Source organism: Gammaproteobacteria bacterium, assembly GCA_013697705.1.
Classification (GTDB): domain Bacteria; phylum Pseudomonadota; class Gammaproteobacteria; order UBA6002; family UBA6002; genus UBA6002.
In genome coordinates this window covers 1-11,865 of sequence record JACCWJ010000033.1, presented here as the reverse complement: position 1 = coordinate 11,865, position 11,865 = coordinate 1, and the positions used below count along the sequence as shown (strand labels likewise).

Here is an 11,865-nt window from a genome sequence, read left to right as displayed (position 1 = left end):
ATTGGTTCAAATATGTTTTAAAAACACTACCGCTTTGCTCTGAGCATGATGACCTTGAATTATTGTTGCCCTTTAATATCGACAAAAAATTATTATTGGCTAGAGGCTGAAGAATTACCGCTTACGATCAATTACAATTACTTGATCTTAGAAACAATGCTTTGGTTCATTCCTTCATATATGAAGGCCAAGACGAGCATAATCTTTTGCCAAAATTTGTTCTACCAGTTAATTTACAAGAATTAAATCTCTCTTTTTGCAAGCTAGGGGTAACCCTCGAACAAAAATCTAATCATATCACTATTATATTTTCTGCTATGACAAAATGCAGTCTAAGAGTTCTTGATCTATCTAATAATCGTCTTAACAAGCTGACAGTTGAAGATTGGAAAGAAATTACCATACAATTACCTCAACTAAAAACTCTGAAAACAATAAATTTAAGTCATAATGACTTAGACCCTAAAACCATTTTTGAAACTGAATCCATTTTAGAATTAATAGACAAGCTCACAACGATGAGGGTTGCTATTATTACTGACAAGTACGACATTGCTCTAAAAGAACTAATAAGTGAGGCTATTTCTTCCCAAGCATTGATTGCACTTTTGAAAAAAATACAAGTTTTAGAAAAAGTCTGCAATATCAGTTATACGATAGAGGATTTAACTGCATTTTTACCGAAATTAAAAAGTTCGGATACTAATTCAGATGAAATTTATTTTTATTTATCGCAATTAGCCTTAAGAATTGATGCTTATGAGTTGGCGCGCGAATTTTCACTTGCCATCACTAATAAATCTCCTTTATTTGTAGAAGTAAGATCGCAATTATTTGAAACAATGTATTTGGCCTATCGAAATTCTCAAGTTCCAGTAGCTGAAACCTTTGAAGAAACTTATGAAGATTGCCTAGACGACGGAGAATTAATGACGCTAGATGAAAGTAGTCAGCGTCTATTTGATTCCGCTTTATTATTAGCTCGCAATAAAAAGGAGTCTCCTGATCGGAAGTTAACATCGAGCCAACGCTTTTTTGAGTTCGGCGCCTTTAAACTCGGATTACATCAACATTCAATACTCCAAAAGAAACACCCAGTTGGTGGAAAATACAGAAATAATTTGTTTTCTAATCCCAATTCCAATTCGAGTCCCTCAGACATATTAGCCGAAATTAAAAAAGAAAAAACACAAGAATATCTTAAAACTCAAATACTATCCTTAGCTCGTGCTCAAAAAACGGCATTAGCAATGTTCCGGGGTATTAATTTAATCGAAGTAGCTAAGCCTGAAGATTTACCTGCCTATCATCAAGATGAGTTGGTAATTTATGAACAATGTATTTCTAAATTAAATGGCTTAGGCAAGGAACTGCCAAAGCTATTACATTCCAATTCTATATCTCATGGTCAAGTACAAAAAATTAGGGACTCCATAAAGAGGCTTATTGATCGTGTAAACCACGACTTGATCGGAATTATGGGTGATGCGAATTATTACAATCGTTTTGTAGTCAATCAGAGCATTAGTACAGAAATAAAAGAGTTAAAACAAACTATTGAGGAAATATTAATAAAACCAAGAGATGAATTCCGTCTTGAATTAGAGCAACTAGAATACGATTTTAATTGTCAGCGTAGTATCCAACTGGCATAGCATAATTGGTAAAAGGAAATGAGTCTTTGATGTTCTGGAATGATAAACAATACAGAATCGGACTCTATAATAGTTTAGCTAGAGATGGAGTTATCACCTATCGAGAATCCTTTGAGCTTGTAAGAAAAGAACTACAACAAACTGGTTTGGCGCTACAAAAAGGGTTTTACAAATTATCTCCTATACTTTTCGAAGCTGCTGCAAAAACTAATTTTGCAATGATGTTTGTTGAAGGCTTACAGGAAATTATTACCTCAGCTGTCGATAATAAAGATGTAACACGTACCATATCAGGAGTATCAGGCGGAATTACTGGAGCTGTGATGGGTGGTGAAATAGGTCTTGAAATAGGCGCTACAGTCGGAGCAATATTTCCACCCGCCGAACTTGTGACAATCCCGGTCGGTGCTGCTGTTGGTAGCGTGGTAGGTGGTTATATGTGGAGAAGAGGAGCTGAAGCTGAGTATGACGATATAGTGCAATCATTTAGGCCGTGAAAATAATATGTGATGGTGTATACTTGACCCTGGTCAAGTCTACCCAGTCTTTTCAAAATCTATGCCTGTATTGCGCATTAGCTCGTGCTCTGTTTCTTTCTCCCACATGGGAGTATATGCATGTTTACGGAAATGATTTTGTCTCCTATTTGGAGAACCTTCGGTTTTAGATGACTGATTTGTTGGTGGCAACTTTACACGATCTTCACTACTGACTATTTCATTGAATGATGAATTTGCAAAGCAAAAAAGGATAAGTAAAAAGACAATGAGACCTCCTACCATTTGTAAAAAGGGGGATGTAACTCCTTTCTTTGTTTTGAATTTTATCCATTTTTTATGCCACCAAGCATAAGAAGAAATAGATAATCCCATTCCAATCACTTCGGGAAAAGTGGTTATAGTGCTATCCACCAGGTTGAAAATTGCATTTCTCTTATCACCAACAAACATATTTATAAATCTAAATTTAAACTTGCTGTGAGGTTGAAGCATTATTCTAGCGGCATAACAATCATTCCAATTCAATTTGAGTTCTTTCGCTTGTTTTTTGGTTTTGATACTAGCAAGAAAAAATATATTTCTTAAGCGACGGTAGGGATTTATTCGGTGTAAAAGATTCGCTAATCCTAATCGGAAGCTACTATTTACTGTTTGAAATTTATTTCCATTATCCCAATCAAATATTTCGATCGCGTAACATACGAAATTATATTTTCGAATCGATCTGCCTAATAAGTTGGTAACCAGTATTTCTTGAAAGTGATCAGCAAATACAAAGTCATCAAAATATCTACTTTCATGGTAAAATTTTAATTTATTAACAGCTAGTTCTTCGTCTTTTTCGTATAGATTTAAAAGGTCATGAATTAATTCAGAGACAGTATGTTTGTTGCTATACTCCTCTAATGTTGGAGGTTCTTGATTGATAGTGGTTTGAACATTATCTATTTTGATTTCATCACTTATCTTTGAGCCAGCAGCGTACTGTTGAGCAATTTCGTATGCATGTCTGAGTAGTTGAAAACCCTCCGGATTAGTTTCCGGCTTATTTTCTTTCAGCTTTTTTGCATAGGCTTTTTTGATAAGAGCCAAGTCATAAGTAGCTTCAACTCCTAATATGTCCCAGATATTCACATTTTTCTCACTTTAAATTGGGCAAATTTCAGCATTTAAGGTATTTAGGATGCTTTCAAAGTCCTTCTTTGTTCGGGCAATGTGGGCGAGATCTTGTGTATCTAATGCCGCTAAAAAGATTTTCATCCAATTTCCCAGAGTAACACGTTTCTCTCCTTGCAAATCTTCAAACAGGTGCTCTGCTCGATTAAGTAACAACTTATTTTCAGCCTGCTCTCTAGGGTGAAGCTTTAATGCCTTAAGTTGTTGAAATCTTTCATGGATTTCAATTTCACTTAAGGTACCCGGATTTCCTTCAATAATTAAACGAGAGGTAAAATTTACTTCAAGAAATGTAGTTTCTACTTCGAGTAAGCCATTTATATCATAGGTAAATCTTATCTCGAATGATCGATCTTTCAGACCGTTTGGGATTTCAACTTTTAGCACCCCTAATAAAATATTTTTCTCTACGTAAAAGCTTTCTCCTTGGTAAATTTTGATTTCCACAATTCGCTGATTTAAATCAATGGGATGGTATTGCCTTGATCTACTTGTAGGCACAATGGTATTGCGTTCTATTATAGGGTCGAAATAAATAGTGCCATCACTTCGTGATTGATTTTGCGTATAAGCAGCCACACCTAACGAATAGGGACTAACATCTGTAACTACAATATCATCCAATGCTTTATCACAACTCTTTAAACCCGCTTGGATTGCTGCGCCGTGAGCAATAACTTTATCTGGTTCAATATGGCTTAAAGGAAATTTTCGTAACATCCTGCCGACCAGATTCTTTACGATAGGCATCCGACTAGCTCCACCTACTAAAACAACTTGATCAATCGTAGACGGACTTAAGTTAGCATCAGTTAACACTTTTTTGACAGGTTCTATTATTCGCTGTAATAAAGGCTCAGCTTTTTTTTCAAAATCTTTAATTGTAAAAGTAAATTCATAGCTGTTCGATTTCCAATTTACTATCATTTTGGGTTCAGAAGTGATTCCCAGTCTAAGCTTACAAATCTCAGCCGCTTCAAAAACTTTCTGTTTAAAAGAAGCAGTGATTTCTTTTTCTTTAATTTTTTTACTGGCTAAATGATATTCAAAAAACATGCCAGCTAATATTTCAGTGAAATCTATTCCGCCTAGTGCATTATCACCACCACTTGCTCTCACTTCAATAATTCCAGAGAACATATTCAATATAGATACATCAAAGGTCCCACCACCTAAGTCGAAAATTAAGTAATTAGTCTCTTCAAATCTTTCTTGTATTCCATATGCAATGCCTGCTGCCGTTGGTTCATTTATAAGCCGCTCTACTTTTAAGCCGGCTAATTTTCCGGCATTTTTAGTGGCCTTGCGTTGAGCATCACTAAAATAAGCAGGGACTGAAATTACCGCCTCTTCTATTGAAGTTCCTAAATAATTTTCGGCATCTTCTTTTAATTGCTTGAGGACTAAGGAACTTAGCTCTTCAGCTCGTAATGCGTAATTGCCTAGCTGAAATATTTTACTGGATCCCATAAAACGTTTGAAATTAGCTATTGTGCTTTCAGTATCCGTCACAGCACGGAACAAAGCTGGTTTTCCGATAAGTATAGTTTCACTATCTCGATCAAAACTAATAACCGAAGGTGTGAGAAATTCACCTAAAGCATTGGGTATTAACTTAACCTCTCCTGAATCCCAAAATCCAATCAAGCTATTAGTAGTGCCTAAATCTATGCCAACGATCATTTTTCAACCCTTTGTAGCTAGTTTGCGATGAAACAAATAATGGGGAAAAGACTTGATTTCCCGAAGTTTTGGAGGAAAAAGAGTATATACTATTGTGAAATGTCAGCAAATAAAAAATAAATTCATCAAGGCCCTTAGGGGCGCTAACTTAAGCCGTAGTATATGTATATTTTCTTGGATTCAAAACCAGAATGGCATAGGGATATTATTCTGACCATCTGATGCTGGTGTATAATAATAATCGTAACGTTGTTTTTCTTTTAATCCTATGGCTCGAAACCGATCCTTTGAGACACTCTGATCCTGCAAGTCCCCAAATTTTTCCACCTTCCATACCCCATAATTTTGTCGATCTGAGATTTTGTGTGCAGACGATATTGGTTAAGTTTTCGGCAGTTAATAAATCGTTAATTATAATAAATTATCATAGATTAAGGCTGGGGTATTGGCTCCCGCAATATTGCAGATTATATGTAATTATTGGTTAATTGGTGATAAATATGCATTTTCAACACGAATTCTCAATTTTAGAGCAGTTGCCTGTTGACATACTAATGCTAATTTTAGATAAAATCTCTGCTAGAGACATCGGACATCTCCTGCTTAGCAGTAACCAATTACAGCAACTAACTTCAAACAAAGGGCTCTGGAAAAAAAGGTTACAACTTTATTATCCGGAAGAGCATACCAAATTAAGTTACCAAGAAAAACAAGGTCAGGTTTTAGCAGAAGATATTTATTATCAACAGTTTAAAAGTAGTTATGTTAAATCTTATTACCGTACTCACGAAGAGAATACTATTGTCAAAAAATCGGATGCTAGGTGGGGCGTTTATCATGAACTCTATCTCAGTATAAAAGAAGATAAATTTGATTTTGCGAGTTTCATAAAAGAAAATGCGTCGATTTTCTCTCAAACTACCCTTTTAGAGCTATTGCTGGATACGAATATAAAGAATTATCAGCAAAAGTGTGTGTTGAACTGGGCATTAACGCCCGCTCAACCCTTATTGAACGCTGCCTTTGAAGAAACAAAAAATATTGAAGGCCCTGAGCAAATCGCAAAACTTCAGTTGCTGCTGTGTAGCCATGATTATGAACCCGCGGATCCCGCAAATTTCGAGCTTATTTTAGCAGTGATATTGAATCAGCAAGAGCAATTTCCTCCCCTATTATATAAAACTAAAGACCCAAATATTAATCAGCCTCTTACAAAAAATGGCTTTACCGCACTTTTTATAGCGGCTAGAAACGGGTATTTGTCACAAGTAAAATATCTTATTGCGAATGGCGCGGATATGAATCTCTTTAGTAAAAATAATCTATCCGTTCTCCATGCCGCAGCCCAAAATGGACATTTGGACTGTGTAAAATTTCTTCATGAAAAAGGCGTAGATATCAATACTTCTGCTAAAAATGCCATAACTCCGCTTTGTCTAGCTGTGGAAAATGGCCATTTAGAGTGTGTAAAATTTCTTCATGAAAAGGGTGCTCCCATCAACATACATAGCAACGGTGCTACTCCACTTATTAGGGCTCTTCAGAAGGAAAAATGGGAGATGGGAAAACTACTTATTGGAATGGGCGCGGACGTCAACCTTAATAGTGGAAATGATGAAACCCCTTCAACCCCTCTTTATGTGGCGGCTAGGAGCGGGCGTTTAGATATAGTTAAATTACTTATTAATAAAGGCGCAAACTTTCAGAATGCGGCAGTGATTCATGGCGCATTAAACTCCGGATTACGCTCTGGGCAGCTAGACGTAGTGAAATTCCTAATAGAAAAGGGTGCCAACATTAACATTACGGTTAAAGTCAATAACTACACTCTTCTTCACTCTGCAGTGAATGACTCGCTGGAGATGGTGAAATATCTTGTTGAAAACGGGGCAGATATTAACGCCGTGGTCCCCGGCAGGGGAACCCCGCTTGATCACACTACCCATAGAGATGTAGCAGATTACTTGCAACATGTGGCACCCCAAGTTTATAAGACCATCAAAGAACTAAAGAGTTTATTAGAAAAAAAACATCTTTTGAATGCCCATCCGCTGGACAAAGCAATAGCACTTTTTGAATGGTATGCTGATCAAAAGTTTTATAAAAAAGATTTTACTCATAAAAAAGTAGCTAGACATATTTGGATTAAACTTAACCAGTTTAAGGATTCAAATAATAATACTATTTTTACGCAGGAGGCGTTCACAAAAATAATTAGTGACGCATTTAAAGAGATGTATGCTGGTAGTAAGGAAAGTTCATTTTGGATCAAACCCAATGAAGAAATGAGAAGTGATAGTCCTTTTAAGTTGGTTGAAAAATTAATTAGAAAGGGGTTGGCCAGTGACAGCGAAATCGATGAACACCACAATTTAATGCAATTCCCGGCTAATCTTAAAACTCCTTTTTGAGCGGAATTTAAATGATTTTTCACAAGAAAAAGTGGCGCATACATGTTATGAATGAGAATGATCAGTCGGAAACCATTCCCATTACTGTTGGCTTACTTATTTGCTGGTTTTGCCCATATTCTTGTGGGTATTGTTTTTTACTATGACCTTTAACCATTTTTTTGTTCCGCGTATGTGATTACATGATTTTTTATTCTAAATAATAATTATGAAGAAATCCTTAATTCGCAGCATTTTAACTTTGCATACGACAAAAAATGCACCTGAAATTATAGCCTTGATGCAATGAAATGGAATCAAGGAAACCCAAAGTGTTTGAATTCTTGCAACAAAAACCTTGATTTCATCAAGGCTACTAGTGTTTAGGTTGGTTGTAGCCAACCTAGCTAGACCCTTAACAGCAACAAAACCCACGGCCGCTATAGTAAGTCTCTGGCTTTTAGATATCGATATCTTTTCAAGCTTGTCAAAATCTTGATAGAAGAATGTGACTTTATAACCTAACTTTCATAAAAACCTTTTCCTTCGTATCTGCTTCCATAAATCCAGGTTGTGTCACATCCCGGGGATCTGTCTTTATTGGAATTTTTTTAAAAGTCTACCTGGCTTGGTACCCGATAAACAATATCTTTTGGTTTTTATTTTGCTGACTTTACATGCAAGTGTGGCTGGACTCATTGCGAGCAGATGTGATTTAATTTTTTTTGGCAAGGGTTCAAAGGTTGACTCATAAAACGCTAGCCATAGCGGTATGGCTTGTTTGAGCCTTCTTGCTACACATTAAATCCCTTGCAAGCCATATCTCCTTAAGAGGTGGGAATTAATGTAATTGCCTCCAATTTTAATAGTTTGATAAGATGGGCTTATAACGATCTCTGTAGATAAACTAAAATTCAAATATTTGACAGGGGCGTGGCTTATTTGTGACTATGGCGAACGATTTCCTGGTGGTGGCAAAATATTCTCGCTGATAAGCTTTTAAGAGATATTCAGGTGTTGCGGAGGAGTATATGAATAAAGCAGAATATTATTTACGCTTAAATAAAGCGATTGATTTTATAGAAGCGAACCTTGACAAAACATTTTCTCTATCTTCAGTTTCAAAGCATGCATTCAGTTCGCTCTCCCACTTTCATCGAATATTTTATTTCATGACTGGTCTGACTATAAAAAACTATATTAGACGTCGACGTTTATCAAATGCTGGCATTCAGCTCCTTACAACAAAAAGAAGTATTATTGATATTTCATTTGAAGCACAATTTGATAGCCCTGAGAGTTTTAACAAGGCGTTTAAAAAAATGTTTCATCTTTCCCCTAGAGAATTTCGAAAGAAGAGACCTGAATTTCAAATTATGAATAAATTAGAGTTGCAATATAATATTCATCCTAAACAACCGGAAAATATATTGCTAGATTTTGTATATCTTCCGAGTCAAATAATCGGGGGGGTGAAAACCAGAACCACCCTAGAAAACGGCCAACAAACCTATGATATCCCCATATTTTTTGAAAAAGTAATTCAAGATAAGCTCCTCCTCTATATGCCTAACGTTATAGATAATAAAAAGCTTTTTGGAATTTATTCTGATATGAGTGATGAAGAAGAATTTGACTACACGGTGGGGCTCTTAGTTGAAAATACCCCAGCAGTAAAAGAAAAATATGTCTATCATATACTACCAGCAACAGAATATGCCCGATTTTCTGTTCAGGGAAATGCACGTGAATTAGAAAATGCTTGGCGTTATATTTATGGGTGTTGGATGCCTATCTCAGGACGTTCTCGACAAAAGGGGTTGGATTTTGAAATATATTACTCAGATAAAACTGATGTTTACATCCCGATGATTTCTCAGAGATAACATGATACAAAATATCAGGTTTGTCTGTAGGCTATGCGATATAATATTTCACTATTCAATATACAGGGGAAAATTATGGCTAAAATAGATGATTTTAATGTCGTAGGACTAAGTATGATTACTTCCAACGAAGCAGCGAAAAATCAAAATAAAATTGGCAATCTTTGGGACGAATTTTCAAAGATTTCGATCAAATGTACATTAAGTGAGATTTTATCTTCTAGCGTGTTCGCTGTATATTCTGATTATGAAGATGGGTATAAGGGTAAATATAGAATCACGATTGGTTATGCGGTGAAAGGTATTAGTAATATTCCGAAGGGATTATCTGCGGTCGCTATTCCTTCGGGAAACTACAAGGTATACAAATCTAAAAGCCAATCGCCAGAAGATATAATTGAGACGTGGAAAACAATTTGGGCACTAGATCCTACTTTATGTCAGCGTAATTTCAGAGCTGATTTTGAAGAATACAAAGACAATGATGTGACTATTTATATTGGATATGAATAGTTAAGATTAAATGTGTATTTCATAGAGCTCGTTGGTAGTGTTTTCCATTAAGCTATCAATAAATGGTTGTCTAGTATTGGTAGAATACCCTCGCACTAAGCAAGCTGGATATCGCATTATAGTAAAATCGAAAACCTGACTCCATCATGTGCAATTTCAATGACTAAGTGAGGATCTCTTAGCAGGCAAGAATAAAAAGTTAAGGCGTAATGAAATTTACGCCTTAACTTTAATCAAATTAAAAATGCCTTACAGGCGTGTTGTAACCCTTTGTAGTGGAATTAGTATCAATATAATCTTGGAATAGTGTTTGAAACACTTCTTCCAGTTTTACAAATTTTGCATGGCTTTCTGTATGTAAATACCAGCTATCCGCACCTTTCGGTTCTCGCATTCCTATAAAACCTTGTAATTCATATTCTGCTTCAAGGGATTCCATTTTCTTCATTGCTGGTTCTGAATCAGCTCTTCGTTCTCTAATAAATGATATATTAAAACCGTCTATATTTTGTGGAGAGACACCATTATCTCTTCTATAAATACGCATGAAAAGGCTTATAAATGTATTGACCGTAATGTTAAGAATCTCTAGATGAGTAGTAATGACGGCAGCACAATCGGACTGCTCTTGTTCTGTTTTGAAACGGGTCTTGCTCTCATTTATTAAAATATCTTCGGCCTTCTCTTGATAGCGTGGAATTAAATTATCAAAATCAATATTCAATCGACATCTGGCACCCTGAGAACCTAGCTGTCGAATGAATTCCATGGCGTGATAGGAACCGTGTTTATACATGGCTTTTAAAAATAAAAACTCTGCTTCAGAAGTGTAACCATTAGCCTTGATTATTTTCATTGCTTGAAAAATAAGCCTGTTCCCTGCACGGATATGTGAGGCAGTGTAAAAATCAGGTGAAAGGATATAATGACTTACAAGAAAGTTGTAATTTTGCTTGAAGAATCCCCATGTGGTGCTTGGATCTCTTATTATCCTGTTAAGATTTTTGTTCACTTGGCTGAGATGAATGTAATCTTTTGCTCCAACCATTCTGCTTAGAATATCTAATAAAATTTCATCATAAAGTTGGCCCAAATTATTATTGTTGTTTTCTTCACTATTTAATACATCTACTTGAGAACTTAAATCAGGCTTTGTAATTATAGTCTGGGATGTTATTTTATCTTGTATTTGTGTGATTTTTTTAATTATAGTTGCCACTTTTATTTTATGAGTTTTATTCAATATGGAAATATTCGTAACTTCAAGGGGGAAGGAAGTATTATTATTATTCAAGATAGAAGAATTACCTGTGAGATTAAAAAAACAGAAACGTAAACAAGCTTGTTTCACACCAAAACGTTTGATCAATTCTTTTTGTAAATCTGGTATCAAAGATGATTCGACTAGAACCATCGAGGTTTTGTTACTAAGGTAGGCCTTTATTATGGTTTCAATTTCCAATCCTGCTGCCTCATAGCTGATGCTGAGCTGTGCTAATATTCGAAAAAAAGATTGAAGCTTCACACTTACATCATAATTGTTGAGGGTTTCTTTCATGGTGTCGAATAAAGGACTAGAGTAATCCTCGGAAAATACAATTTTAGCTAATCTCATTAGATCGCTATTACTTTTGATGTCGTATTGGCAATCCTTAGCGAGGGCTTTTATATTGGTAGCAGTTTCTATGAGAACCTCAAGATTGATCATGCGATCTGTAAATGAGTTCCCTAAAGGGTATTGCTCAAATAAATGCATATAACCAAGCTCTTTCAATTTAGGTAAGAGCTGGATAAGTAGGGAGACATAATTAGGATTATTGGAATCATGGCTGATAATTAAAAAGGGTGTGGATATAGATTTATCTAACATAATATTGCCTTCATTCTTTTACATAAAAAAGCAGTTTGAACTAAAAATATTAACAAAATATTAAATGTTTTAAGGGGTGTTATATGGGCTTTGTACTGGACAAAAATTGGTTCGACTTTCCATCGTCCCGGAACCCATCCCTCTCCGTCGTCCCGCGATTTATTCGCGGGATCCAAATCCGATGCTGGATCC

The 11,865-nt window shown here is 35.6% G+C and carries 8 protein-coding genes; 5 read left to right on the top strand and 3 right to left on the bottom strand.

Annotation, left to right across the window (positions count from 1 at the left end):
* Window positions 1-206: 206 nt before the first annotated feature.
* Both H0U71_07820 and H0U71_07815 read left to right on the top strand, forming a co-directional pair.
* The gene (locus tag H0U71_07820; GenBank protein MBA2654950.1) at window positions 207-1,655 is read left to right on the top strand and encodes a hypothetical protein; all 1,449 of its coding nucleotides are present in this window, start codon (window positions 207-209) and stop codon (window positions 1,653-1,655) included.
* 29 nt (window positions 1,656-1,684) lie between these two features.
* Window positions 1,685-2,152, top strand: coding sequence for a hypothetical protein (locus tag H0U71_07815; GenBank protein MBA2654949.1), 468 nt, complete (start codon window positions 1,685-1,687; stop codon window positions 2,150-2,152).
* 39 nt (window positions 2,153-2,191) lie between these two features.
* On the opposite strand, the gene H0U71_07810 is transcribed toward H0U71_07815, so the two are convergent.
* Window positions 2,192-3,289 carry a J domain-containing protein gene (locus H0U71_07810; protein ID MBA2654948.1) on the bottom strand — a complete coding sequence of 366 codons (1,098 nt, stop codon included), beginning with the start codon at window positions 3,287-3,289 and terminating at the stop codon, window positions 2,192-2,194.
* A gap of 12 nt (window positions 3,290-3,301) precedes the next feature.
* On the bottom strand, window positions 3,302-5,014 hold the full coding sequence (locus H0U71_07805; protein MBA2654947.1) for a molecular chaperone HscC: 1,713 nt from the start codon (window positions 5,012-5,014) through the stop codon (window positions 3,302-3,304).
* Window positions 5,015-5,514: 500 nt separating this feature from the next.
* On the opposite strand from H0U71_07805, the gene H0U71_07800 reads away from it, so the two are divergent.
* The 3 genes from H0U71_07800 to H0U71_07790 all read left to right on the top strand — a co-directional run bounded on the left by H0U71_07800 (window position 5,515) and on the right by H0U71_07790 (window position 9,803).
* Entirely contained in the window at window positions 5,515-7,425 is a 1,911-nt protein-coding gene (locus H0U71_07800) for an ankyrin repeat domain-containing protein (protein ID MBA2654946.1), read from the top strand.
* A gap of 1,010 nt (window positions 7,426-8,435) precedes the next feature.
* Entirely contained in the window at window positions 8,436-9,290 is an 855-nt protein-coding gene (locus H0U71_07795; GenBank protein ID MBA2654945.1) for an effector binding domain-containing protein, read from the top strand.
* A gap of 75 nt (window positions 9,291-9,365) precedes the next feature.
* Window positions 9,366-9,803, top strand: a complete 438-nt coding sequence (locus H0U71_07790) for an effector binding domain-containing protein (GenBank protein MBA2654944.1) — start codon at window positions 9,366-9,368, stop codon at window positions 9,801-9,803.
* Between the two features lie 238 nt (window positions 9,804-10,041).
* Here H0U71_07790 and H0U71_07785 read toward each other — a convergent pair whose 3' ends face one another.
* Window positions 10,042-11,673 (bottom strand): F-box protein, encoded by a 1,632-nt coding sequence (locus tag H0U71_07785; GenBank protein MBA2654943.1) that lies wholly within the window; start codon window positions 11,671-11,673, stop codon window positions 10,042-10,044.
* Window positions 11,674-11,865: the final 192 nt, after the last annotated feature.

Excerpts from the sequence above, each read along its gene's own strand:
- H0U71_07815 (MBA2654949.1), top strand. The coding sequence starts at position 1,685 with ATGTTCTGGAATGATAAACAATACAGAATCGGACTCTATAATAGTTTA.
- H0U71_07800 (MBA2654946.1), top strand. The coding sequence starts at position 5,515 with ATGCATTTTCAACACGAATTCTCAATTTTAGAGCAGTTGCCTGTTGAC.
- H0U71_07785 (MBA2654943.1), bottom strand. The coding sequence starts at position 11,673 with ATGTTAGATAAATCTATATCCACACCCTTTTTAATTATCAGCCATGAT.
- H0U71_07805 (MBA2654947.1), bottom strand. The coding sequence starts at position 5,014 with ATGATCGTTGGCATAGATTTAGGCACTACTAATAGCTTGATTGGATTT.
- H0U71_07790 (MBA2654944.1), top strand. The coding sequence starts at position 9,366 with ATGGCTAAAATAGATGATTTTAATGTCGTAGGACTAAGTATGATTACT.
- H0U71_07795 (MBA2654945.1), top strand. The coding sequence starts at position 8,436 with ATGAATAAAGCAGAATATTATTTACGCTTAAATAAAGCGATTGATTTT.